The sequence below is a fragment of the Hyphomonas sp. genome (assembly GCF_041398385.1).
Taxonomy (GTDB): Bacteria; Pseudomonadota; Alphaproteobacteria; order Caulobacterales; family Hyphomonadaceae; genus Hyphomonas.
Genome location: NZ_JAWKUW010000001.1, coordinates 694,202 through 717,753 on the forward strand (window position 1 = coordinate 694,202; position 23,552 = coordinate 717,753).

The 23,552-nt window shown below is 63.7% G+C and carries 21 protein-coding genes and 1 pseudogene; 3 read left to right on the forward strand and 19 right to left on the reverse strand.

From position 1 onward, the window contains the following. Positions 1-2: 2 nt before the first annotated feature. The 7 genes from R3C13_RS03410 to R3C13_RS03440 form a co-directional block, all read right to left on the reverse strand. Complete coding sequence (locus R3C13_RS03410) at positions 3-1,493, reverse strand: CpaF family protein (protein WP_371309387.1); 1,491 nt, start codon at positions 1,491-1,493, stop codon at positions 3-5. Positions 1,494-1,515: 22 nt separating this feature from the next. Further along, a complete protein-coding gene (locus tag R3C13_RS03415; protein WP_371309388.1) occupies positions 1,516-2,925 on the reverse strand; it encodes a CpaE family protein in 1,410 nt (469 codons plus the stop codon). A gap of 27 nt (positions 2,926-2,952) precedes the next feature. Next, complete coding sequence (locus tag R3C13_RS03420; RefSeq protein ID WP_371309389.1) at positions 2,953-3,666, reverse strand: CpaD family pilus assembly protein; 714 nt, start codon at positions 3,664-3,666, stop codon at positions 2,953-2,955. 11 nt (positions 3,667-3,677) lie between these two features. Beyond that, a complete protein-coding gene (locus tag R3C13_RS03425; RefSeq protein WP_371309390.1) occupies positions 3,678-5,234 on the reverse strand; it encodes a type II and III secretion system protein family protein in 1,557 nt (518 codons plus the stop codon). A gap of 3 nt (positions 5,235-5,237) precedes the next feature. After that, positions 5,238-6,080 carry a Flp pilus assembly protein CpaB gene (gene cpaB, locus R3C13_RS03430; RefSeq protein ID WP_371309391.1) on the reverse strand — a complete coding sequence of 281 codons (843 nt, stop codon included), beginning with the start codon at positions 6,078-6,080 and terminating at the stop codon, positions 5,238-5,240. 99 nt (positions 6,081-6,179) lie between these two features. Next, positions 6,180-6,695: a prepilin peptidase gene (locus tag R3C13_RS03435; protein ID WP_371309392.1), complete on the reverse strand. Its 516-nt coding sequence runs from the start codon at positions 6,693-6,695 to the stop codon at positions 6,180-6,182. A 150-nt stretch (positions 6,696-6,845) separates the two neighbouring features. Further along, a complete protein-coding gene (locus R3C13_RS03440) occupies positions 6,846-7,001 on the reverse strand; it encodes a Flp family type IVb pilin (protein ID WP_371309393.1) in 156 nt (51 codons plus the stop codon). Between the two features lie 276 nt (positions 7,002-7,277). On the opposite strand from R3C13_RS03440, the gene R3C13_RS03445 reads away from it, so the two are divergent. The 3 genes from R3C13_RS03445 (at position 7,278) to R3C13_RS03455 (ending at position 9,069) form a co-directional block, all read left to right on the forward strand. Further along, complete coding sequence (locus tag R3C13_RS03445; protein WP_371309394.1) at positions 7,278-7,721, forward strand: pilus assembly protein N-terminal domain-containing protein; 444 nt, start codon at positions 7,278-7,280, stop codon at positions 7,719-7,721. Positions 7,722-7,892: 171 nt separating this feature from the next. After that, complete coding sequence (locus tag R3C13_RS03450) at positions 7,893-8,453, forward strand: TadE/TadG family type IV pilus assembly protein (RefSeq protein WP_371309395.1); 561 nt, start codon at positions 7,893-7,895, stop codon at positions 8,451-8,453. A 4-nt stretch (positions 8,454-8,457) separates the two neighbouring features. Then, complete coding sequence (locus tag R3C13_RS03455; protein WP_371309396.1) at positions 8,458-9,069, forward strand: TadE/TadG family type IV pilus assembly protein; 612 nt, start codon at positions 8,458-8,460, stop codon at positions 9,067-9,069. Positions 9,070-9,143: 74 nt separating this feature from the next. Here R3C13_RS03455 and R3C13_RS03460 read toward each other — a convergent pair whose 3' ends face one another. The 12 genes and pseudogenes from R3C13_RS03460 to R3C13_RS03515 all read right to left on the reverse strand — a co-directional run bounded on the left by R3C13_RS03460 (position 9,144) and on the right by R3C13_RS03515 (position 23,426). Then, the gene (locus tag R3C13_RS03460; protein ID WP_371309397.1) at positions 9,144-10,628 is read right to left on the reverse strand and encodes an MFS transporter; all 1,485 of its coding nucleotides are present in this window, start codon (positions 10,626-10,628) and stop codon (positions 9,144-9,146) included. A 109-nt stretch (positions 10,629-10,737) separates the two neighbouring features. Continuing rightward, positions 10,738-12,168, reverse strand: a complete 1,431-nt coding sequence (gene murC, locus R3C13_RS03465) for a UDP-N-acetylmuramate--L-alanine ligase (RefSeq protein ID WP_371309398.1) — start codon at positions 12,166-12,168, stop codon at positions 10,738-10,740. 27 nt (positions 12,169-12,195) lie between these two features. Further along, positions 12,196-13,293: an undecaprenyldiphospho-muramoylpentapeptide beta-N-acetylglucosaminyltransferase gene (gene murG / locus R3C13_RS03470; protein ID WP_371309399.1), complete on the reverse strand. Its 1,098-nt coding sequence runs from the start codon at positions 13,291-13,293 to the stop codon at positions 12,196-12,198. Continuing rightward, on the reverse strand, positions 13,286-14,440 hold the full coding sequence (locus R3C13_RS03475; RefSeq protein ID WP_371309400.1) for an FtsW/RodA/SpoVE family cell cycle protein: 1,155 nt from the start codon (positions 14,438-14,440) through the stop codon (positions 13,286-13,288). The genes murG and R3C13_RS03475 overlap by 8 nt, the downstream gene beginning before the upstream one ends. Next, positions 14,437-15,851 (reverse strand): annotated as a pseudogene (gene murD / locus R3C13_RS03480) (UDP-N-acetylmuramoyl-L-alanine--D-glutamate ligase). The gene R3C13_RS03475 and the pseudogene murD overlap by 4 nt, the downstream one beginning before the upstream one ends. Positions 15,852-15,860: 9 nt before the next feature. After that, a complete protein-coding gene (mraY, locus tag R3C13_RS03485) occupies positions 15,861-17,054 on the reverse strand; it encodes a phospho-N-acetylmuramoyl-pentapeptide-transferase (protein ID WP_371309401.1) in 1,194 nt (397 codons plus the stop codon). Next, the gene (gene murF, locus R3C13_RS03490) at positions 17,054-18,490 is read right to left on the reverse strand and encodes a UDP-N-acetylmuramoyl-tripeptide--D-alanyl-D-alanine ligase (RefSeq protein WP_371309402.1); all 1,437 of its coding nucleotides are present in this window, start codon (positions 18,488-18,490) and stop codon (positions 17,054-17,056) included. Before murF ends, mraY begins: the two co-directional genes overlap by 1 nt. Beyond that, entirely contained in the window at positions 18,487-19,929 is a 1,443-nt protein-coding gene (locus R3C13_RS03495; RefSeq protein ID WP_371309403.1) for a UDP-N-acetylmuramoyl-L-alanyl-D-glutamate--2,6-diaminopimelate ligase, read from the reverse strand. Before R3C13_RS03495 ends, murF begins: the two co-directional genes overlap by 4 nt. Then, positions 19,926-21,551: a peptidoglycan D,D-transpeptidase FtsI family protein gene (locus R3C13_RS03500; protein ID WP_371309404.1), complete on the reverse strand. Its 1,626-nt coding sequence runs from the start codon at positions 21,549-21,551 to the stop codon at positions 19,926-19,928. The genes R3C13_RS03495 and R3C13_RS03500 overlap by 4 nt, the downstream gene beginning before the upstream one ends. Continuing rightward, positions 21,548-21,889, reverse strand: a complete 342-nt coding sequence (locus R3C13_RS03505; protein ID WP_371309405.1) for a septum formation initiator family protein — start codon at positions 21,887-21,889, stop codon at positions 21,548-21,550. Before R3C13_RS03505 ends, R3C13_RS03500 begins: the two co-directional genes overlap by 4 nt. Beyond that, entirely contained in the window at positions 21,886-22,911 is a 1,026-nt protein-coding gene (gene rsmH, locus R3C13_RS03510) for a 16S rRNA (cytosine(1402)-N(4))-methyltransferase RsmH (protein WP_371309406.1), read from the reverse strand. The genes R3C13_RS03505 and rsmH overlap by 4 nt, the downstream gene beginning before the upstream one ends. Continuing rightward, complete coding sequence (locus tag R3C13_RS03515; RefSeq protein ID WP_371309407.1) at positions 22,911-23,426, reverse strand: division/cell wall cluster transcriptional repressor MraZ; 516 nt, start codon at positions 23,424-23,426, stop codon at positions 22,911-22,913. The genes rsmH and R3C13_RS03515 overlap by 1 nt, the downstream gene beginning before the upstream one ends. Positions 23,427-23,552 lie beyond the last annotated feature (126 nt).

The window sequence follows — 23,552 nt, forward strand, 5'->3', positions numbered from 1 at the left end:
CCTCAAGCTCCCAGGGCGTCGAGCGCGGCGGCAAGCTCGCGCTCCAAGTTGTAATAGGAGGCGCGTTCCCAGAAGCGGGGGCGGCCGACACCGGTGCCGCGATGCGTGCCGACAACCTTGCCGTTCGCATCTTCACCTTCGATTTCGTACTTCAGAACGTCCTGAAGCACGATCGTATCGCCTTCCAGGCCCAAAACTTCGGTCACGTTCATGATGCGGCGCGAACCGTCGCGGAGGCGGGACGCCTGGACCACGACATCGATCGAACCGACAATCATTTCACGGATGGTTTTTGCCGGCAGGGAAAAGCCGCCCATGGTGATCATGGATTCGACACGCGAGAGCGCTTCGCGCGGGCTGTTGGCGTGCAGCGTACCCATCGAGCCATCGTGACCGGTGTTCATGGCCTGCAGAAGGTCGAAAGCTTCCGGTCCGCGAACCTCGCCGACAATGATCCGTTCCGGACGCATACGCAGACAGTTCTTGACCAGTTCGCGCATCGTCACTTCGCCCGAGCCTTCGATGTTCGGCGGGCGCGTTTCGAGACGCACGACGTGCGGCTGCTGCAGCTGGAGTTCGGCGGAGTCTTCGCAGGTGATGACGCGCTCGCCGGGATCGATAAAGCCGGTGAGACAGTTGAGCAGCGTCGTCTTGCCCGAACCCGTACCCCCGGAGATCAGGACGTTGCAGCGGGACCGGCCGATGATACGCAGGAGTTCGGCGCCCGGCTCGCTGATCGAGCCGAAATTTACCAGATCCTGAAGCTTCAGCTTGTCCTTCTTGAACTTACGAATGGTCAGCGTCGGCCCGTCGATCGCCAGCGGCGGCGCGATGACGTTCACACGGGAGCCGTCCAGGAGGCGTGCGTCACAGATCGGCGAGCTTTCGTCGACCCGGCGGCCGACCTGGCTCACGATCCGCTGACAGATGTTCATGAGCTGGGCATTGTCGCGGAAGCGGATATTGGTCCGCTCGATCTTGCCATTGACTTCGATATAGGTTGTGTCCGCGCCGTTCACCATGATGTCGGCGATGTCGTCGCGGGCAAGCAGGGGCTCCAGCGGGCCATAACCCAGAACGTCGTTACAGATATCGTCGAGCAGCTGTTCCTGCTCGGAAATCGACATCACGACATTTTTGATGCTGATGATTTCCACGACAATGTCGCGGATCTCTTCGCGGGCGCTTTCCGAATCGAGCTGGGCGAGCTGCGACAGGTCGATCGTGTCGATCAGCGCGTTGAAGATCGTCGTCTTGGTCTGGTAATACTGCTCAGACTGCTGATTGATCTGGCGGATTGGCTCCGGCTTGGCAACGGCCTGTGGCTTGGGGTCCGGCTTCGGCGCGGGTTTGGGCGCGCCTTTGACAGCGACAGGTTCGGGCATCGTCGGGCGCTGGGCCTGCGGACGCGGCTGAGCGACCGGAGCCGCAGCCGCTGCTGCGGGCGCCGGGGCTGCTGGGGCTGCCGAAGGAGACCTTTTTCCGAATGCCATCTACTCGCTCGCGCCCTGTGTCCTACTTGCCGAGAATTTTCTTCAGCAGGGATTTCTGCTGAATGGCGACCGCCCGGCCCGTAAGGGTCGAGGCCAGGTGATCAATCGCCTGCGACGACTTTGCCGCCGCATCGGTTTCCGAAATCATCTGCCCGTTATTGGCTGCCGTACCGAACAGTTCGGGTTCGAACGGAAGGACGATTTCCGGCTCAAGGCCGATTGCCGCGCCGAAATCCTTGACCGGAATTTCCGGACGCTTCGGCACACCCGTCATGTTGATGATCAGGCGCGGCGGATTGTCGTTCGGGCGCGCCGATTTCAGCTGGTCGATGAAGTTCTTGCCGTTGCGCAGCGAAGCGAGGTCCGGCTGGCAAACGATGATCACTTCATCCGAAGCGATCAGTGTGCGCTGCACCCAGCGGCTCCACACATGCGGCATGTCCAGCACGAGGTACGGCACGTTGCGACGCACACCCTCGATCACGGTCGCATAGGACTCGTCCGGAATGTCCATGATCTGGTTGATCGTTGCCGGGGCCGTGAACAGCGACAGGCGGTCGGTTGCCTTTGCCAGCAGCCGCTCGATCACCGCGTCATCCGCGCGCTCCGGCTGCAGCAGCGCATCCGCGACGGTCTGGGACGGCTCCTGGTTGAAGTCGAGCGCCGTCGTACCGAAGGACAGATCGAGGTCGACCAGCGTGGTCGAGACCTTCACATTCTCGGCGAGCGCCCAGGCGAGGTTGTGCGCGATGGTCGAGGCCCCTACCCCGCCCTTGGCGCCGACAATCGCAATCTGCTTGCCAACAAAAGGAGCATCCGGATCGACGAAAAGTGCGGAGATGGACCGCATCACCTGAACCGGCTGGAACGGCGGCACGATATATTCGCTCACGCCCCGCGCCACCAGCTGGCGGTACAGCATGATGTCGTTGACCGCACCAACCACCATGACCTTGACGTTCTCGTCGCAATACTCGGCCAGCATGTCGATTTCGTTCAGCATCTGCGCGGAACGGGCCGTCGATTCGATCAGGAGAAGGTTCGGCGTCGGGTTCTGGCGCATGAAATCGATTGCGGCCGGAATACCGCCCGGCACCATGTCGATCGTGGCGCGGCCCATGCGGCGATCCTTCGCGCAGACTTCCATGAGAAGCCGCGTTTCCTCGCGCTCATAGAACAGCTTGATCGAAATCGCCGGCAGGATGGCGTCGCCGCCCCCGGACTCAGGCATGGTGAAGATCGGCTGTTCGTATTCGACCGCGCGCTGGGGCACGTCGAGATCCACCATGACCTCGGTTTCTGTCGCCGGCGCGAACGGATCCTGCTCGACTGCCGATTTCGGCGTCAGGCTCTCCATCAGCGGATCGTCAGCAAAGACATCTTCGAAGTCAGACTCAAGATCGTCTTCAAAAAGAGCATTCTCTTTAGACATCGCTCGCTTGTCCCTCTTCGTTCAACTCTACTCTTTCACCGCTTCGGAAATCGCGCCGGACTCTTCAGCCGACCGCGACGACCCGGTGGATTCACCTTCACGGAATTTCTGCAGGATCACGCCGCGGCGCACCGCATCCCCTTCTTCCAGCGGACGCGTCCCGAGGAGGTCTGCCGCATCCGCAATCATTGCCGCCTGGTTCGCGCGGACAGCGCAGCCCAGCGTCGGCAGTTCATTGTTCGAACTCATGTCGGAGAAGTCGACGGTCGCCTGCGATGCACAGTCAGGTGCAATGGCATCATAAGTCTGGAATGCCAGGATCATCGGTTCGGACTTGCCGGAGCGCGCGCCGTGGTTGCCTCCGGCGATCTCGTCATACTGCACACCGTTTTCATAGGCGATCGCGCGCGCCTCAGCGACGGCTTCGACCGCGAGCTGCGGGTTCGATGACGATGCCGGCAGGGACATGATCAGCGGCCCGTGGCCATGGTCGCGATAGGCCGCGACGAACCCCGCGATACGGGATCTGTCGGCATTGCTGAGTTCGCTTGCCTCGGGATGGATGCCAACCTCAAGGAATTCGGTCCGCTTCTGTACACGGATCGGGTGCCGGTCAAGGACCGTGCCCTCAAGATAGCTCTTCGGAACCGATGTCGGCGCGACACTGCTGCAGCCCGAAAGAACGGTCAGGCCGAGGCCGGCGGCAAGCAACGATGCAGCAGGTTTCAGAATCTTGGTCACCTTCTGGTCCCCTATTCCTCGATGAAGCCCACAGGGGCGCGATACTCGGCAGCATCGACGGGTTCGCCGTCACGGCCGTATTGTTCATTCAGTTTGCCGAAGAAGATGGTCTTCGCATCCGATGCGTTGGCATAGCCGTCAGCGGGCGTGCGAAGCTGGTTCTTCTGGGTCGGATCGACCAGGTAAGGCGTCACGATGACGACCAGTTCGGTCTCTTCCTCGACGAAATCGCGGGACTGGAACAGCGCGCCGAGGATCGGCAACTTCTTAAGGCCCGGGATCTGGTCGATGTTCTGACGCGACTTCGACTGGATGAGACCCGCCATCATCATCGAGCCGCCGGAAGGCAGTTCGATCACGGATTCAGCGCGACGCACGGTCAATGCCGGCAGCGTGATACCTTCGATGGAGATGATGTTGCCTTCGCTGTCGACGCCGGTGCGAGCCTGGCCCTGAAAGGCGCCCTGAGAGGTCAGCTCGGAAACCTCGGTAGACACTTTCAGCGAGATCCGCCCTTCCGAGAGCACGACCGGGGTGAAGCCGAGGCCGACACCGTAAGGCTTGAACTCGACCGTTATACGGCCGTTCTGGTCCTGCCCGACCGGGACAGGAAACTCGCCACCGGCGAGGAACTTCGCGCTTTCGCCCGACATGGCAACAATGTTCGGCTCTGCCAGCGTGCGCACGATACCGATGCGCTCCAGAGCGTTCAGCGTGAAGCCGACAGAGGACTGCAGGTCGGTGCCGACATAGTTGGTGTACCCCATGCTCGCGCCGAGGCCGCCCAGGGTGCGCCCCTGGATCGGAAAGCCGTTGGCAACTTCAAATCCGCCGGAAATATCAAACGGCAGACCAGGTTCCCGGGTGAGGATATCCTGGGCCAGTGGCGGATTGCCTGCGAACAGCTGGCGCTCGACGAGATTGCCGAGATCGCCGAAGCTCGGCTGGCCGGTCAGCTTGATGCCCAGCTGCTTGATCGCGTTGCGCTGCATCTCGACGATGCGAACTTCCAGCATCACCTGGTCTTTGGCAGCGATGTTGATCATGTTGACGATCTGCATGTCTTCGCCGGCGCCCATATAGGCTGCGACGAGGCGCTGGACCGCATCCGACTCTGCGAGGCTGTCGACCGTGCCTGTGACCACAACATTGCCGTTGAGGCCTTCAATCTTCACGCGTGCATTCGGAACATGGCGCGAAATCAGCTGCTGCAGGCTCGCCATGTCCATTTCGACGCCGATTTCGAGGTTCAGCAACTGGTTGCCGTCCTTGTCGAACACGAACGCATTGGTCTGGCCATAATTCACGCCGCGGAAAATGATCCGCTTCGAGGTCTGCACGACGGCATCGGCGATTTCGGGATTGGTGATCACGACATCGGCAGCGGCCGTATCAAGTTCGACCACCATCGACTTGTTGAGGCCGAGCGTCACGTGCCGGCTATAGTCGGCGTCACCTGGTGCGGTGATCCGCGTCCCCATGTCATTGGGTCCGGCGAAGGCCGCCGGACCAATCAGGGCTGACAGTGCGAGAACGGCAGCCGTTCGTGCGGTCAGGATGGGTTTCATGTCTCAGCTACCCCCAATACCGGCCGATGCCTGGCCGTTGCGGAATACGGTGACCCCGTTGCCGCCGCCATTGCCGCCGACCAGAAGATCCGTGCGCGCACCGCGCGAACCGGTGTCAAGCGCGTCGGCCCAGGGACGCAGCGAAAGCGAAAGTGTGCCGAGGCGCTGGGCATGCGCGATCAGTTCTGCCTCGGACGGATTGACTTCCAGCGTCGCGGTATTGCCGATCTGTGACGGCGAGCCGCTTTCGCCCTGGGCGAACACCTGGTCGATGGCCAGCACACGGACATTCTGCAGGATCGTCTCGGTGACGGGACGCTCCATGATCGATTCCGATGTCTGCACCTGAACGTCATAGGTCAGGATGACGTCCACCCGGTCATCCGGAAGGATGAAGCCACCGGATGCGGATTCCGTGGAGATCTCGACGGAGATGGCGCGCATGCCAGGCTTCAGCAGAGCGGCCATGAAGCCGGTCTCGCCCTTCATGACGAGCTTCTGCGGGAGGATCGGCTCGTCTTCGTAGATCTGGATCCTCACGACACTGCCGGACAGCTCGTCAATGGCCTGCGGGCTGTCTTCTTCGGTGCGATAGCCCGGCACGATGCTCTTTTCCGGCCAGGGCGACCATTTGAAATCATCGGGTGAGAGCAAGTCGCCAACGACAAGATCGCGCTTGGCAACGAGGACATGCGTTTCGGAGACTTCCTGTGTCTCCACAACGGTCTGCGACTCGACGACGGTCTGCGTTACCGTCTGGGGCTTCGAGATGCCCCGCACGAGGAACGCCGCTGCAATCGCCGCAGCCGCGGCGCCGAGCAGAATGATGAGTCGCATGGGTGACATGGAAGATTGCTCCCCTCAGAAACGATACGCAGATACAGGAAATCGCCGTGAGCTGTTCCCATCCAGCGCGGAGATTCCCACAGCTCGCCTAAAGCAACGTTAACCGAAAATGCCGAATGTTCTTAAGACTTGGGAAAGAATTGGAGACACCGGACCGGCGATAAAGACGCCGGCGGTGATCGCAACGCCGTAAGGAACACCCGCCTTCTCCTCAAACGGCGCCCGGATGGCGCCCGGCACCATGACCGCAGGCACGGTCTTGCGCACCATAAGGACAATCAGTGCAAGGATACCGCCGGAAATCGCCATGCCCATCACGAACTCGACCCAGGCGGCCGGGCCGACCCAGAGCATGACCGCCGGGATCATCTTGGCGTCCCCTCCCCCGAAAATATTGAAGGCAAACAGGCCGAAGGCGACGAGGAATGCGGCAAGTCCGACCAGAAGGTGTCCACCGAGAACTTCCAGCGGCAGGCCGGAAACGACCGCAGCGGGGATAAACAGGCCCGCAAGGGTCAGGTTCAGCCAGTTCGGAATCTTCAGGCTATGTATATCGTGAAGGGCTGCGAAGACGCAGAGCGCTAGGAACACGACGCCGAGCAAGGTCAAAATCATTGTACGATCCCGGAACAACAAATCCGGACCGACCCTGACCGACAATCCCTAAGGAAACCTGATCGCCGCGGCAATTGCGGCGCTGCGCAGAATCAAAAAGGCCGCCGGAACCATTCCGGCGGCCTTCCGAAGTCTACTGACTAAGCTCGATTAGGCGAGCTTACCAGCAACGTAGTTGAACTTCGCGTTCGTTGCGTTACCAACAGCGGTCACACCGCCGATGATAGCAACTGCGATCAGAGCAGCGATCAGGCCGTATTCGATAGCCGTAGCGCCCGACTCGTCTTTCAGGAAACGTGCAAACATTGGAAACTCCCATCATGCATTTGTTCGCGCCCCGGTCTCTTTATCTGCCGGAACACGATGCACACTACACGAGTACCCTTCACACCCGGTTTATCGAATCAGAAAATCCATGAAGCGGAATCAGCAATTTGTTTACCCGCTCAAACGCCCATTTCACGGGGGTTTCCGAAGATCCTGTCCCTCCTGATACAGAAGTCACGCCAGCCTGTAAGAGATTAGGACTCGCTCAACCTTCTTCGACGACATTGAGGAAAATCCGAACCGGAGTTTTCGGCCATGAAATTTTCTGCCCGCACCTGCGCACTTGCCCTGATGGGCCTGTCTGCGGTCCTGCCCGCTATGGCCGGCCCTCTTACGGTCGAAGCCAACAAGACCGTTCCGGTGAAGCTCAAGGGCGCCGCCGCCAGCGTCGTCCTCGGTAACCGGAACATCGCCGATGTCGCCGTTCATAACGATCACCTTATCTTTGTCACCGGCAAGACGTTCGGCACGACCAACCTCATGGTGTTCGACCGGGCCGGGAACCAGATCTATTCCAGCGACGTTGTTGTTACGGTGAATTCCAGCAACCTCGTCACGGTGAACCGTTCGGGTTCGAACTTTACCTATGACTGTGCACCGAACTGCCGCTCCGTCCTCAGCAATGGCGACGACATGGAATATTTCGACTCGCTGATGAAACAGCAGCGCGACACCCAGTCGCTGACCGAAGGCGAATAGCCCGGCGCACGATTCCTTATACACAATGCTCAGGGGCGCCCGTTTCAGACTGGCGCCCTTGTTGTTTACCGCGGCCCTGCCAGATCGATCAAATTTTACAGGTCGGCTAAACGGGGTACCAACCCAAGCCTGCTATTTGGAATGCTGAACCTGTCTCGGAAGGGGATCGGCATGTTTTCAAATGCTCCGGGCATTCTTGTTCCGCGCCTGCGCCAGAAGTTTCTCGCCTGGGCGGAGGAGCGTCGCGGCGCAGTTGCGGTGGAATTCGCACTGATCGCCATTCCATTCTTCTTCATCGTGTTCGGCCTGCTGGAGGTTTGCCTCCTGTTCATTATGTCGACTGTGCTCGAACATTCGATTTCCGAGGCCTCCCGCGAAATCCGCACCGGCCAGGCACAGGAAGCCGGCTTCTCGGAATCGGATTTCCGCGATGCCATCTGTTCCGAGCTTTTCGGCCTCCTGGACTGCGGCAGCAACCTCCACATCGACGTGCGCAAGCTGTCCGGTTTCGGCTCGGCCTCGTCCGATTTGCCGCTGGATGGCGATGGCAATTTCGACGATGCCGGCTTCGGCTTCGATCCGGGCGGCGCCAATGACGTTGTCGCGGTGCGCGTCTTCTACGAATGGACGCTGCTGACCCCGATCATGTCGGCCCCGCTCGCCAACATGAACGGCTCCAAGCACCTGATCCAGGCCAATGCCGTTTTCCGCAACGAACCTTTCGGAGACTGATACGATGGCCCGCCGTTCGATCCTGTCCCGCCTCAATCCCCGCCTGAAATGGCGCGGTGTCCGCGGCATCCGCTATAATGAAGACGGTGTGTCGGCGCTTGAATTCGCGCTGATCGCCCCGGTCCTCATCCTGATTTATCTTGGTGCCGTCGAGCTCAGCCTGCTGATGCGCGTCGACCGCCGCGTCACCTCGACCTCCGCCAGCCTCGGCGACCTGACCGCGCGTCTCGCGACTGTCACCGACAATGACATGGGCGAGATGTTCCAGGCGGCCGAAGTGATGATGCAGCCCTACAATGCGGGGGATGCCCGCATGCGCATCACCAGCATCGTCGACGATGGCGACGGCAATCCCAAGGTCGACTGGTCGGATGCCTACAACATGGATGCCTATACGCCCGGCGCCACGGTCGTTGTGCCGGCGGGGATCATCCCCTCCCCCGGCTCGATCGTGATGGCCGAGGTCGAGTACGATTATGACAGCTCGTTCGGCTATGTGATCCAGACGTCCAAGACGATCAGCGATAAGTTCTACCTGCGCCCGCGCCGTGTGGACAAGATTACGCGCGTCTCGACGGCAGACGATGGCGACACGCCCTTCGGCCCGACGAGCTGATTCCCCTCTCTCCCTCCCAGGAGCATTTCGGAAAGGCCGGTGTCCTCAGGATGCCGGCCTTTTTTCATGTCCGGTCAAGCCGCGTGCTCACGCTTGGGCGCGTGCACACGCCACAGGATGATCAGGCCGATCAGGAACATGACGCCGATACCGCTCATGCCTATGCGCTGGTTGCCCGTCATCCAGGTCAGCAGGCTGACAACCCCCGGCCCCATCCACACCGTCACCGTGCCGGCGATGGCATAAAGCCCGAAGAATTCCCCGATCCGCTCACGCGGCGCGATGTGCACCAGCATGTACCGGCTGGACGATATGGACGCCACGACCACGATCGCCATGGGTATGATGAACAGGAAATAGGTGATGTCCGACAGGGTGTCGAAGAACGGGCTGTCCCACACAGGGGTTGCGGCGGGGATGAGCCCGAAGAGCAGCGCATCGGGCGTGATCGACAGCTGGGCAAACAGCAGCGCGACCAGTATGCCAACCTCCCAGCACAGCGCCAGTTTCGGGCCAAGAAGCCGGTCGAGGAACCCGCCGACAAATCCGCCGACTGCCCCGAACAAAACGCCGGTGATCCCGAAGAAAAGGATCTCCACCCCGCTCCAGCCAAGGAAGGTGCCGGCGAACACGGCACCGAGTGTCAGCAGGGCCGACATCGCATCGGCATAGATCGTGCGGGCGATGAGAAACCGCATGGTCTGCGGATGCTCACGAAACAGGCCCTTCAGGTATCCCTTGAGAACGCGCACCCGCTCGGCGAAGCTCTGCGCCTTGCCTTCATGGCGGTCTTCTCCCCGGAACACGTCAGCTGCGGCCTGCTTCCAAGACAGCCCGCCCTTCACGCCATCCGGCATGAACAGGAAAAACGGGATCAACAGAACCGACATCCAGACCGCGACGAACGGGCCGGAGAACCGTTCGGGCTCATGCGAGGCGCGGTCCAGCGGAATGATCTGGTGCTCCGGCGCGAGCGGGAAGCCTGATCCCGGCAGCAGCAGGCCGAACAGAAAGAAAATCAGGATCCCGACGCTCAGAATGTTGCCCATCGAAAGGCCCAGGCCGGAGATGTAGGGCAGCGCGCTCGGGCGCCCGGCGCTCGGCAGCATCGCATTGTGCAGCACTTCGGAATAACCGTAGCAGCAATAGGCGACCGCCAGGACCAGCATGGTCGGCCACATGGTCAGCGGCCCTTCCGGCCGCGCCCACCACAGGCTGAGGGAACACATCACCATCAGGGCCATGAAGAAGGCGATGGGCGGCTTGCGGCGCCCGGCCTTGTCCGCGATCACGCCCAGGAAGGGCGCCGTCAGCGCGGTGGCGATGCCGGCGACCGTGATGGTCAGCCCGGACAGGCTGAGCCCGTTCCCCCCGCCCCCGGCCAGTTCCTTGGCGAAATAGGGCGCGAAAATGTAGATGACGATGAGATTGTAATAGGGGTTGCGCGCGCCTTCGAAAATGGCCCAGGCGAGCCCCTTGATCCCGAACGGGCCACCCTCGGCGTGAACACTGGATTCTGGTGCCGCGACGGCGGGTCCGACGACCTGAGTGTCACTCATACGCGCATTACTCCCTGAGGCATGCGGCATCTCTGCCGGATGCCTTTCGGGCAACCTGCGCCAACTCGGGCCGGAGGGGAAGGCAGAAGCTGCGGCGCCTGCCGCGGGGTCATGCGCCGGAGGCGAGTTTCCCGGCGAGGTCCGCAGCATATTTCGTGATGTCGCCGGCGCCGAGGCAGACGACCATTCCGCCGGGCCGGATTCGCGCCCGGATTGCAGCCGGAAGCGTCTCCAGCGTGTCCAGTGCCATGACCGAACGGTGACCGTGGCGGCGGATAGAATTGACCAGAGCCTCGTTATTTATGCCTTCGATTGGCGTTTCGCCCGCCTCATAGACCGGCGCGATGATGACCTCGTCAGCCTGGTCGAAACAGCGGGAGAATTCCTCGAAGAGGTCGCGCAGGCGCGTGTAGCGGTGCGGCTGGCAGACGGCGATCAGCTGTTCCTGCCCCTGCATGGCGCGGGCGGCCTTCAGCACGGCGGCGATCTCCACCGGGTGGTGGCCGTAATCGTCGATGATGCGCACCGGCGGCTTGCCCTGTTCCGGCAGCCATTCACCGACCGGCGTGAAGCGGCGCTTGACCCCGCCGAACCCAGCGAGCGACGAGCGGATCTGATCGTCGGTCGCGCCGAGTTCCAGCGCCACCGCAATGGCGGCCAGCGAGTTCTGCACATTGTGCTCGCCCGCCATGGGCAGGGTCAGGTCTTCGATCATGCGCGGCTGGGCCGAGCCCGGCCGGCGCAGGGCCACGCCATAATGTGCGCCATTGAGATCGGTCCTGAGGTTCACCGCCCGCACATCGGCCTGGCGGTTGAAACCATAGGTGATGCGGCGCCGGTCCGTCACGCGGGCGGCCAGCGCCTGCACTTCCGGATGGTCCGTGCACAGAACCGCAAAGCCATAGAAGGGCAGGTTCTCGACGAAGGTGTCGAACGCCTCGCGCAGTTTCTCCATGGTGCCGTAATGGTCCATGTGCTCGGGGTCGATATTGGTGACGATGGCGCAGGTCGGGTGGAGCTTGGCGAAGGTGCCGTCGCTCTCGTCGCTTTCCACCACCATCCAGTCGCTCTCGCCCGCCTTGTAGTTCGAGCCATAGGCATGGATGATGCCGCCATTGATGACGGTCGGGTCGATCCCGGCCCCGTCAAGCAGCGCCGCGACCATGGAGGTCGTCGTCGTCTTGCCATGCGTCCCGGCAACGCAGACCGTGTATTTGAGGCGCGTGATCTCAGCCAGCATGTTGGCACGGCGGACAACCGGGATGCCGGCAGCGCGGGCGGCGGCAACCTCCGGATTGTCGCCCTTGATGGCTGAGGAAATGATCACCGTCCCGGCACCTTTGACGTTATCCGGCTTGTGGCCGATGAACACTTTGACGCCGCGCTGGCGCAGGCGTTCGAGATTGTCGGAATCCCGGATGTCAGACCCCTGAACATCATAGCCCATGGTCAGCATCACATCGGCGATGCCGGACATGCCGATGCCGCCAATGCCGACAATATGGGCCGGGCCAAGATCGAAAGGTGTGGGGGCAGTCATGGGGGATCGCTCCGGAAATCTGGAAATCTAATTCATCGCCGCTTCGGCGAGGTCTGCAAGGTCGCGGGCTGCGTTTATCCGCGCCGAGGCCTTGGCGGCCGCCGCCCGCAGGCGCAGGCCCGGCGCATCGTTGAGGCGCGCCGCGATCAGCTCGCCCAGAAGGTTCGGATAAAGGTTTGCTTCGAGGATCATGTCGGCGGCACCCACATCCGTCAGCGCCTCGGCATTCGCGGCCTGGTGGTCGTCCATGGCGATGGCCAGCGGAATGAGGATGGACGGGCGGCCGACGGCGGCAATCTCGCTGACCGTCCCTGCCCCGCTGCGCGCGATGACGAGATGCGCTTCGGCGAGCCGCTTCGGCATGTCGGAAAAGAAGGTCGACACTTCTGCTTCGACATTGGCATTGCGATAGATCGCCTGCACCTTGTCGACCTGGTTGGTGCGCACCTGCATGACGACTTTCAGCCGCGCCCGCAGCGACGCCGGCAGGTGGTTCGCAATCGCCAGCGGCACCATGTCGCCGATCAGCATGGAGCCCTGGCTGCCGCCGGTGACGAGGATATTGAGCGGTCCGTCTGTTGACGGATAGTCGAGATCGCGCATGGCAAGGATGGGCGCGCGCACAGGATTGCCCACCGGCCGGTGGTCGCACCCCGCCGGCAGGCGGTCCAGCCGGTCAAAACCTGAGGCGACGAATTTCGCATGTTTCGCCATGCTGCGATTGACCCGGCCAAGGACCGAGTTCTGCTCATGGATGATGATCGGCACTTTCAGCCGGCGCGCAGCCGCCAGCGCCGGGTAGGCCGGATAGCCGCCAAAGCCCGCCACCAGGGCCGGCCGGGTGCGCTGCATCATCTTGCGCGCCTCGCCGATGCCGGCCTGGATCTTCAGGAAGGCACCCGGCAGCGTCCATGGCTTGCGGAAAGTCGGAGAGGCCGCATTGACCTCATGCTTCCAGCTGCTCGGGAAATCGCTGGCATAGGGCAGGCCGCGCTTGTCGGACATCAGGCCGACCGTCCAGCCGCGCGAGATCATTTCATCGGCAAAGGCCCGGGCCGGGAACATGTGCCCGCCGGTCCCCCCGGCTGCGATGATGACGAGCTTGCCTGTTGTGCCTTCAGCCATACCGGCCCCTTGTGCGCGTGCCTTGCCCGCGCACAAGTGCCAGTGCGAGGCCCAGTGTCAATCCCGTGCCCAGCATGGACGAACCGCCATAGGACACAAATGGCAGGGTCATCCCCTTGGGCGGGATCAGGGCCAGATTAACAGCCAGGTTTATGGCCGCCTGAAGACCAAAAAGCGTGAAGAGTCCGGCGCTTGCAGCCCTGGCGTAGCCATCGTGGACATGTGCCGCCGCACGGAACCCCCTCAGCACCAGCAGCGCGAACGCGGCCAGCAGCATGATCGCGGCGATCAGGCCGAACTCCTCCGCCATCACCGCGAAAATGAAATCCGTATGCGCATCGGGCAGGCGCGCCTTGACGAGCCCCTCACCCGGCCCGGTGCCGAACAGGCCGCCGCGCGCGATGGCTTCCGCGGCGCGGTCGATCTGCGAATGGTCGCCTTCCTGCATCGCGACGAAGCCGTTGATGCGCGCGCGCACATGCGGCAGCAGCGCATAGAGCAGGCCCGCAAGCGCCGTGCCGCCGCCAGCAAAGGCCGCGGCCCATCTCCACGGCAGGCCGCTGACGAAGAAGGTGACGACAAAGGCCACCGTCAGCAGGAAGGACTGGCCGACATCCGGCTGCAGCAGCATCAGGCCGACCGTCACGGCGTAGAAGATGAAGGCGACCGCTTCCCAGATCCGGTTCGGATAGTCTTCGCGCTGCGCCAGCAGCCAGCCGGACATGACGATCACGGCGGGCTTAACCGCCTCGCTCGGCTGCAGGGAAAAGCCTGCAATCCGGATCCAGCGTTGCGCGCCCTTTGCCTCATGCCCGCCGCCGACAAGGATGTAGACCATCAGCGCAAGGCTCAGCACCATGACAAAGGCGGCGACGCGCCGGGCCCAGGTCTTGTCCAGCATGCTGGCGCCCAGCATCAGCACAACAGCCGCCCCGGCAAACAGGGTCTGGCGCATGGGGAAGAAATAGGGATTGTCGTAGCCATAGCGCATCGCCGCCGAAGGGCCGGCAGCAAGCGACATCAGAAGACCGATGGCGATCAGGAAGAAGGCCCCGCCAAGCAGGCCCCAATCCACCGTTCGCCGCCATTCCATGAACCAGGATGTATCCGACCTGGCAAGAAGTGGCGCTGTGGCAGTGTAGCTCAAGCCATTTCCCTCAGCTCTGTGGGCATCATCGCCTCCACGATCGACCGGAACGCATCGCCCCGGTGCTCAAAATCGCGGAACTGGTCAAAGCTCGCACAGGCTGGTGAAAGAAGGATGACCGGATTGTCGCTTCCGGAATTTCTTGCATCGCGGAACGCCGCCTCGACGGCCTTGTCCAGCGTGCCGCAGGTCTGGCTGGCGACCTTGCCCTTGAGGGTGGCGGCGAAGGCCTCTTCGGCATCGCCGATCAGGTAGGCCTTGGTGATGCGCGGGAAGTAGGGCGCCAGCGGCACGATGCCTTCGGCTTTCGGCACGCCGCCCGCGATCCAGTAGATGTTGTCGTAGGATTTCAGCGCCTGTTCGGCCGCCTGCGCATTGGTCGCCTTGGAATCGTTCACGAACCGCACGCCGTCGATTTCGCCGACCCGTTCCATGCGGTGCGCGAGGCCAGGGAAGGTGCGCAGCCCCTCCATGATAACCTGCGGTTCGAGGCCGAGGGCACGACAGGCCGCATAGGCGGCAGCGGCGTTCTGGTGGTTGTGCTTGCCCGGCAGCGCGACGCAGTCCGCCAGCTTGCCGACCAGCGTGGCATTGCCGGACAGGCTGTCATACAGCTTGCCGTCGGCAGAGCTGACACCGCGACCGAGCGTGTAGCTGGACGAAACCTGCATCACCCGCGCAGGGCCCCGCGCCGAGAGGCCGATGGCGATGGACTGCGTAATGACATCGTCGAACCCGATGACCGCGGTGTCCTTCTCCGTCTGGTTCAGGAAGATCCGCATCTTGGCGGCCTGGTAGCCGTCCATGCCGCCATGCCGGTCGAGATGGTCCGGGCTCATGTTCAGCAGCACGGCGACATCGCAGTGCAGGCTCTTCACGAGGTCGAGCTGGTAGGAGGACAGCTCAAGCACGAAGATCGCATTGGCGTGCAGCGCAGCAAGGTCCAGCACGCCGGTGCCGATATTGCCGCCGATGCGCGCATCACGCCCGGCCTGCTTCAGGATGTGGCCGATCAGGGCGGTCGTCGTCGACTTGCCATTGGTGCCGGTGATGCCGACGATCTTCGGACGGCCGCGCTCCGGCAGCGCCTGCACGGCGCGCGCGAAGAGTTCCATGTCGCCGACGACCGGCACACCGGTCATCTCGGCCATGCGCACGATGCGGTGCGGCTGCGGGAATTTGTACGGAATGCCCGGCGACAGGACCAGCGCGGCAAAGGTCTGCCAGTCGCGCTTGTTGATGTCGGAAAGCGTCAGCCCCGCGGCCTCGGCCTTTTTCCGGGTTTCCTCATTGTCATCCCAGGCATGGACACGCGCGCGCCGGCCTTCAGGGCCCGGGCAGCGGAAAGGCCGGTGCGGCCGAGGCCGAACACCGCAACATCCCTTCCTGCGTATTCCGTAATCGGGATCATGGCCTCACATCACCTCAGCTTCAGGGTGGCAAGGCCCGCAAGGGCGAACAGGACGGAGAGGATCCAGAAGCGGACCACGACGCGGGTTTCCGGCCAGTTCTGCTTCTGGAAGTGATGGTGCAGCGGCGCCATCAGGAAGATGCGCTTGCCCTCGCCGGTCAGCTTGCGGGTCAGCTTGAACCAGCTGACCTGCAGGATCACCGACAGGGCTTCGATCACGAACAGGCCGCCGATGACGACCAGCGCAAACTCATGCTTGGTGGAAACAGCCACCACACCCAGCATGCCGCCAAGGCCGAGCGAGCCGGTGTCGCCCATGAACACCTTGGCCGGGTAGGCATTGTACCAGAGGAAGCCCATGCCCGCGCCGATCATGGCGCCCAGCAGCACGGTCAGCTCCCCTGCCCCCGGCGCGAACTGGATGCCGAGATAATCTGCGAAGACGAAGTTGCCGGTGAGGTAGGCGATGAGGCCGTAGGCAGCGGCGGCAAAGGTCATCGGCACGATGGCAAGGCCGTCGAGCCCGTCAGTGAAGTTCACCGCATTGGCGCTGCCGACGACGACGATCATGCCGAACAGGATGAAGAACATGCCGAGCGGGAAGAAATAGTCGTTCACGAACGGAACTGCGACGCCACCCGAGAAGGCCGGGTCCGCCGGTGTGACGCTTGTGCGCGGCGCCAGCGCGGCGATCTGTTCGGCCAGCGGGTTCAGCGCGCCCCATTCGGCATGACCGGCCGGCGTGTGCGCGCCGTGCAGGCCCATGATGAAGGCACAGGCGAGCGCCGCGATGCCGAAGCCGGCAAACAGGCGGATGCCGGCCGACACGCCCGCATCGGTCTGCTTCGTGACTTTTGCGTAATCGTCGAAGAAGCCGAGCAGCGCATAGGAGAGCGTCACGAACAGCGTGACCCAGATGTAAGGATTCTTCAGGTCACCCCAGAGCAGCACACCGGCCAGCAGGCCCAGCCAGATGAGGAAGCCGCCCATCGTAGGCGTGCCGCGCTTTTGCAGCTGCTGCTCCAGCGACAGGTCGCGGATCGGCTGGCCCTTGCCCTGACGGGCACGGAGCAAATTAATGATGTGATCTCCGAACAACACTGTCACGAGAAATGCCGTGACGACCGCCGCACCGGTGCGGAAGGTAATGTAGTTCAGAAGATTGAAGATGCCGCGATCCGCGGCAAGCCATTCGTACAGCATCAGCCAACCCCTGCAGCGCCTTCTGCACTGCGAACCATCTTGCCCATATTTGCCGGCGCGCTCCATTGGCGCAGCCGGTCAGCGAGTTTTCCCATCCCGGAGGCATTCGAGCCTTTGATCAAGAGCACGTCACCATCGCGCAATGCGTTTTCCACCGCTTCGAACAGGCCATCTGCTCTCGGGGCCCAGACTTTCTGGAACTCGGGCGGCAGCGCCTCGGCGAGGTGAGTCATTTTGTCACCCGCAAGGAAGGCCCCGGCGGCCCCTGACTCTACGACAGGCACAGCCAGCCCGGAATGTTCCGCATCCGACGTATCGCCGATCTCCAGCATCTCGCCGAGGGCGACGAGACGGCGCCCGGAGCCGCGCTGTTTCAGGGCGGCGAGCGCCGCGCGCATGCTGGCAGGATTGGCATTGTAGGCGTCGTCGATCAGGGTGAATTCGCCGCCGCCCGGCAGGGCCAGCGTCTCGCTGGTGCCGCGGCCCGGCGGCGGGGCATAGCCGTTCAGCGCCTCGGCACAGTCCTCGACCGACGCACCCGACAGGCTCGCCGCGAGCAATGCGGCCGCGACGTTCTGCGCCCAGTGTTCGCCGACTGCCTTGATGACCACCAGCACCGGCTTGCCGACCACATCCACCTGGATGCGGCTGACCATGCCGTCGGTCTCATAGCCGACGATGCGGGCCGTTGCCTCGGGCGAGCGGCCGAAGGATTCAAGATTGCCGGTCGGGCAATAGGCCCGTGCCCGGTCGGCCAGGAGGTCGAAGAAATCGTCATCGGCCGGCAGGATGAAGGTGCCGCCCGCTTCCAGCCCGGCAAAGATGTCGGCCTTTTCCCGCGCCACCGCTTCGAGGCTGCCGAGGCCTTCAAGGTGCGCGCCGGCGATGCGCGTGATGATGCCCGTATGCGGGCGGACCATGTGGCTGCGCGGGGCGATTTCGCCCGGGGTCGACATGCCGATCTCGAACACCGCGCGTTCGGTGTCTTCCGGCATCCGCGCCAGCGTCAGCGGCACGCCCCAGTGATTGTTAAAGCTCTTCTGGCTCCAGTGCGCCGGGCCGAGGGCGCGATAGATCCGCGCCAGCATTTCCTTGACGCTGGTCTTGCCGACAGAGCCGGTGATCGCGGTCCGATGGGCCCCGCAGCGGGCGCGGGCGGCGATGCCCAGCTGTTCCAGCGCCGTCAGCACATCCTCGACGACCAGTTGCGGCCCGTCGCCCACCTTGCGGGAGACGAGCGCCCCGGCCGCGCCGGCCTTGAACGCCGCCTCGGCAAAGTCATGCCCGTCGCGCACATCCTTCAGGGCGACGAACAGGTCGCCCTCTTCCAGCGTGCGCGTGTCGATGGACACCGTGCCCGTCACCGTGAACGGCGCCGTCGCGGTCCCGCCGGTGGCGAGTTCCATGTCGTCGGAGGTCCACAGCGGGCGGGTCATGCGGGCGTCCCCTCCAGTGCCGCCAGCGCAGCGTCCTGGTCGGAGAAGGGATGCACCTCCTTGCCGATGATCTGGCCGGTCTCGTGGCCCTTGCCGGCGATGACCAGCGTGTCGCCCTTTTTCAGCTCCGCGATGACCGTGCGGATCGCTTCGCCGCGATCGCCGATCTCGCGCGCGCCGGGGCAACCGGCCAGCACCTGCTTGCGGATGGATGCAGCGTCTTCCGTGCGCGGATTATCGTCGGTGACGATGATGTCGTCGGCCTGGCGCGCGGCGATCTCGCCCATGATCGGGCGCTTGCGCGCATCGCGGTCGCCGCCGCAGCCAAAGATGACTTTCAGCCGCCCGGCCGTGTGCGGACGCACAGCGCGCAGCAGCACGTCGAGCCCGTCCGGCGTGTGAGCATAGTCGACGAACACCGCGCCACCCTCGGCCGACTTGCCGATGAATTCCATCCGGCCCTTGACCGGCTGGAGATGGGCAAGCCCCTCGGCCACGGCCGGGAACTCCATGCCCAGCGACAGGCAGATCGCGGCGGCGGCCAGCGCATTCAGGGCCTGGAACTCGCCGATCAGCGGCAGCTCGATCGGCTTCTGTTCGACGTCGCGCCAGTAGAGGTTCAGCACCTGCCCGGTCGCACGCGGCATGATCTCGTCGATCCACAGGTCTTCGCCGCGCCAGCCGAAGGAGACAATCGGCATCTGCTTGCCGAGGGCGGCGGCTTCGAAATCGTCGCGCTGGTCGCTGTCGGCATTGACGATAGCCGGCATGCCCTGATAGCCGAGATCGCGGAACAGGCGGAGCTTGGCGGCGAGGTAGTCCTCCATCGTCGAGTGGTAATCGAGATGGTCCTGCGTGAAGTTCAGGAAGGCGACGGCCGAGAGGTCGACACCGTCAAGGCGGTGCTGTTCGAGGCCATGGCTGGAGGCCTCCATCGCGCAATGCGTGACGCCCTGGGCGGCGAGTTCCGCCAGCGTCTCATGGATGGTCACCGGGTCCGGCGTCGTATGGCCCACATCGATCTTGCCCTTCGGCCCGATGGCGCCGAGCGTGCCCATGGACGCGGAAGTGAGGCCTGCCCGCGCCCAGATCTGACGACAGAAATCGACGGTCGAGGATTTGCCATTGGTGCCGGTCACGGCCACGACGGTTGCCGGCTGGGAATCATAGAAATGCTTGGCGGCGAGCGCGAGCGCCCTGCGCGGCTCCTCGGCGACAACATGCGGTATCCCGACATCCGTGACGCTCGCATCGGAGAGGATCGCGGCGGCGCCCTTTTCGATGGCATCGGCAACGAACTTGCCGCCATCCGTCACCGTGCCCTTGAGGGCCGCGAACAGATAGCCCGGCTTTACCTTGCGGCTGTCGGCCGTCATGCCGGTGATGACCGTGTCGCCGTTTTCGCAGCCGGGAAACAGGTCGTTGAGCGTATGGGTCACAGCGATGTCCTCTCATCCGATGGTGAGCGGTACCGGTCGCCGGCAGGGCGGAAATCCTCAAAGCGTGGGGCGAGGCCGAGCAGCGGCGCAACACGTTCTATGATACGACCTGCGGTCGGTGCCGCATTCTGGGAAGCGACCGAGCCTCCCTCCCCGGCTTTCGGATCATCCAGTGTCACAATCAAGGCATATTGCGGGCTGTCATAGGGAAAAATCGCCGCGAAACTGGAGATGTTGGCGCCGTCGTCATAGCCGCCCGGAACGGGCTTCTCGGCGGTGCCGGTCTTGCCCGCGACGCGATAGCCGGCGACCTCGGCATTGCGGCCCGTCCCGCGCAGCACCGCCTCGCGCATCATGGCATTGACCATGTTTGCCGTCAGCGCCGACATCAGCCGGACCGGCTGCGGCTTGCGGGTCTCGTCGAAGATCAGCGTCGGCGGCACGCGCTCGCCGCCATTGGCGAAGGCGGCAAAGGCCGATGCGAAGGCCATCGGGCTGACGGCGATGCCATGGCCATAGGAGGCGGTGGCGGAGGTCAGGTCGTCGAAGCGCTCGGGCAGGATCGGCGCGGCGCTGCCGGCAAGCTCCACCGGCGCCCGATCCATCAGGCCGGCCAGCTCCAGAAATGCCTTCTGCCGCCGGGGGCCCAGCTTCTCATTAATGTGCACGGTGCCGATGTTCGAGCTTTCCGTGATGATCTTCGTGACGTCGGCCGTCAGGCCGATCGAATGGAGGTCGGAAATGCTATAGCCGCGCAGCTCGATCGGATCGTGGACATTGAACACGTCGCCCGGCGCGATCGCGCCGGCTTCCAGCGCAGCGGCGACGGTCAGCGGCTTGAACACAGAGCCCAGTTCGTATACGGCGCCCGTCGCCCGGTTGAGGCGCGAGGGGTCGTCCATCGGCGTTTCGGAAGACCGGTTCGGATCGAAGGGCGGCCAGCTGGCCAGCGCCCGCACTTCGCCGGTGCGGGCTTCGACGAGGATCACGGCCGCGCCATTGAACCCGTCCGCCGCAGCCGAAGAGGCAAGCTCCGCCTCGACCGCCGACTGGACGCCATTGTCGATGGTCAGGCGCAGCGGCTCGCCGCCGTTTTCCAGCCGGTCGTTCAGGCTGTACTCGATGCCGCCCGCGCCCTTGCCGTCGACATTCGTGAAGCCAAGCACATGGCCTGCCAGCGTGCCGCGCGGATAAGACCGCGACTGCTCTTCCTCGAAGCGCAGGCCTTCCAGGCCGAGATTGAACACGGCTTCGCGCTGGCGCGGCGTCAGGCTGCGCTTCACCCAGACGAATTCCCGGTTCTGGTCCGACAGGCGCGCCGTCAGCTCCGCCACGTCGATGTCCGGCAGCACGCCGGCAATGCGGGTCGCGATTTCGCGTGGATCCCAGATCTGTTTCGGATTGGCGACCAGGGAATAGACGGTAACCGAGGTCGCGAGCAGCTCGCCATTGCGGTCGACAATGTCGGCGCGCACATGCTGGCTCGCGTCGCCCGCAAACCGGTGCGCCACCGCCCGTTCCGGCGACAGGGCGAGATAGCCCGCCTTGCCCGCCAGCACGACGAACAGCGCGCTGAGGCCGAGGCCGACCAGACGGGTCCGGTTGCGCGAGGCTTCCGTCATTCAGGCGCCCCCTTCTGGGAAACGTCCTGCACATCTTCCGCAACCGGATCGACCGGCACGCCGACCAGCGCGTCGAGATCGTGCTCGTTCGCCATCTGCTCGGGCTGCGGCGGGGCCATGCCCAGCTCGTTGCGGGCATATTCCTCGATCCATTCGCGCCGGCTCATGTGCGACAGCTCGGTTTCGAGCGTCGCCTTCTCGCGTTTGGCGTCCTCGATCTGCGCCTCCACCGACATCAGTTCGGCGGCGGTGTCCTTGGCGCCGTATTTGGCGCGGTACAGGCTGAAAACCAGCAGCCCGACAATGACGAGTCCCAGGATGAATGCGCGGCGGCTCATGATGCCTCCTCCAGTTTCGAGAGGGGCGGCAGGTTCATGCCGTCGTCCGCCTCTCCGGTCCGTGCGGGGGCGTCCGTCCGGACGGCCGCCCGCAACTTCGCAGAGCGTGCACGCGGATTACCTTCCACTTCCTTATCCTGTGGAAGGACCGCCTTCTGCGGTGTCAGTTCAAACGTCGGATCGGCGCCCTTGCCCATCATCGGCAAGTGGCGCGATCCGCCGGTATTGCGCCCGGCCCGGTCGCGCAGCCATTGCTTCACGATCCGGTCTTCCAGCGAGTGGAAGGTGACGAGGACGAGACGGCCGCCGGGCCGCAGCAGTTTCTCTGCCGCCTCCAGCGCCCGGGCGAGCTCGCCCAGCTCGTCGTTCACATACATGCGGATGGCCTGGAAGGTCAGCGTCGCCGGGTGGATGCGCGATCCCTTGCGTCCGCCGACCGCCGCCTCGACCGTATCGGCAAGGTCCAGCGTGGTGCGGAAGGGCCGTTCCTTGCGGCGCTGCACGATCTGGCGGGCGATGCGGCGAGCCTGCTTTTCCTCGCCGAGGCGGAAGATGACATTGGCGAGGTCGCCCTCATCCATCTGGTTGACGACATCCGCCGCGGTCGGCCCGGCCGCGCCCATGCGCATGTCCAGCGGGCCGTCCTTGGCAAAGGAAAAGCCGCGATGGCCCTCGTCGATCTGGAAGGAGGACACGCCGATATCCAGCACGACGCCGTCGACCTTGGGGCATCCCGCTGCTTCCAGCAGTTCGTCCATCTCGCCGAACCGGCCAAGCAGCGGCGTCAGCCGGTTGGTCTGGGCGGCCAGTTCCTCGGCGCGGACGATGGCGTCGAGATCGCGGTCGATGGCGAAGACCGAACACTTCGCATCCGTCAGGATCGCCCGGGTATAGCCCCCGCCGCCGAAGGTACCGTCGACAATGATGTCGCCCTCCTTCGGGGCGAGGTATTGGAGCACCTCGTCGAGCATCACCGGCTTGTGGCCCGCCGGGCCCGGAGAGATCAGGGGTTTCGTCGGCATCAGCCCTCCCCTCCCTCGACCAGTTTCAGCGGTGCCATGACGCCGCGCTCCTGCTGGCGCAGCACTTCCCCATAGGCCTCGCCCAGCGCATCGAGCGTTTCAGGCTCGGCCGCGGTCTTTTCCATTTCGGCATTGAACGTGGCATGGCGTTCCGGATTCCAGATCTGGAAACTGTCCATATTGCCGGCAAAGGTGATCCGGTCGGTCAGGCCCGCGGCCTTGCACAGCTCCTCGGGCAGCTTGATACGGCCGGTATCGTCCATCTTGAGATCGGCAGCGCCGGCGATGATGCGGGTGACGAGCGCCTTGCGAACCTTCGACTGCGGGGGGAGCCGGGTCAGCATGGCGCGGTAAAGGGCCATGAGCGCTTCGCCGCCGCCTTCAAGGCAGCCGGAGCCGTCCAGGGCCGGCCACAGGAAGATGCGCGTACCGCCACCCAACGCCGCGCGGAAGGGCGCAGGGATGGACACCCGCCCTTTTGCGTCAATAGCGCTCTCATAGGTGGAAACAAACACCCGCCAGCCCGTTCTTCTTGCCTAAACCCCGCATGGGTAAACCATGTATTAACGTGGATTATCATGGGAGAGCATGGGCCTCAATGGGCCGCTTGCGGGAATCGAAATATCCACAACAGGCCCATA

Coding starts and splice junctions, on each gene's coding strand:
- murF (WP_371309402.1), bottom strand. CDS start 18,490: ATGACCCGCCCGCTGTGGACCTCCGACGACATGGAACTCGCCACCGGC.
- R3C13_RS03505 (WP_371309405.1), bottom strand. CDS start 21,889: ATGAGCCGCCGCGCATTCATCCTGGGACTCGTCATTGTCGGGCTGCTG.
- murC (WP_371309398.1), bottom strand. CDS start 12,168: ATGACTGCCCCCACACCTTTCGATCTTGGCCCGGCCCATATTGTCGGC.
- R3C13_RS03415 (WP_371309388.1), bottom strand. CDS start 2,925: ATGTCTAAAGAGAATGCTCTTTTTGAAGACGATCTTGAGTCTGACTTC.
- R3C13_RS03445 (WP_371309394.1), top strand. CDS start 7,278: ATGAAATTTTCTGCCCGCACCTGCGCACTTGCCCTGATGGGCCTGTCT.
- cpaB (WP_371309391.1), bottom strand. CDS start 6,080: ATGTCACCCATGCGACTCATCATTCTGCTCGGCGCCGCGGCTGCGGCG.
- R3C13_RS03455 (WP_371309396.1), top strand. CDS start 8,458: ATGGCCCGCCGTTCGATCCTGTCCCGCCTCAATCCCCGCCTGAAATGG.
- R3C13_RS03410 (WP_371309387.1), bottom strand. CDS start 1,493: ATGGCATTCGGAAAAAGGTCTCCTTCGGCAGCCCCAGCAGCCCCGGCG.
- R3C13_RS03500 (WP_371309404.1), bottom strand. CDS start 21,551: ATGACGGAAGCCTCGCGCAACCGGACCCGTCTGGTCGGCCTCGGCCTC.
- murG (WP_371309399.1), bottom strand. CDS start 13,293: ATGGCTGAAGGCACAACAGGCAAGCTCGTCATCATCGCAGCCGGGGGG.
- R3C13_RS03435 (WP_371309392.1), bottom strand. CDS start 6,695: ATGATTTTGACCTTGCTCGGCGTCGTGTTCCTAGCGCTCTGCGTCTTC.
- R3C13_RS03425 (WP_371309390.1), bottom strand. CDS start 5,234: ATGAAACCCATCCTGACCGCACGAACGGCTGCCGTTCTCGCACTGTCA.
- R3C13_RS03440 (WP_371309393.1), bottom strand. CDS start 7,001: ATGTTTGCACGTTTCCTGAAAGACGAGTCGGGCGCTACGGCTATCGAA.
- R3C13_RS03460 (WP_371309397.1), bottom strand. CDS start 10,628: ATGAGTGACACTCAGGTCGTCGGACCCGCCGTCGCGGCACCAGAATCC.
- R3C13_RS03450 (WP_371309395.1), top strand. CDS start 7,893: ATGTTTTCAAATGCTCCGGGCATTCTTGTTCCGCGCCTGCGCCAGAAG.
- rsmH (WP_371309406.1), bottom strand. CDS start 22,911: ATGCCGACGAAACCCCTGATCTCTCCGGGCCCGGCGGGCCACAAGCCG.
- mraY (WP_371309401.1), bottom strand. CDS start 17,054: ATGCTGTACGAATGGCTTGCCGCGGATCGCGGCATCTTCAATCTTCTG.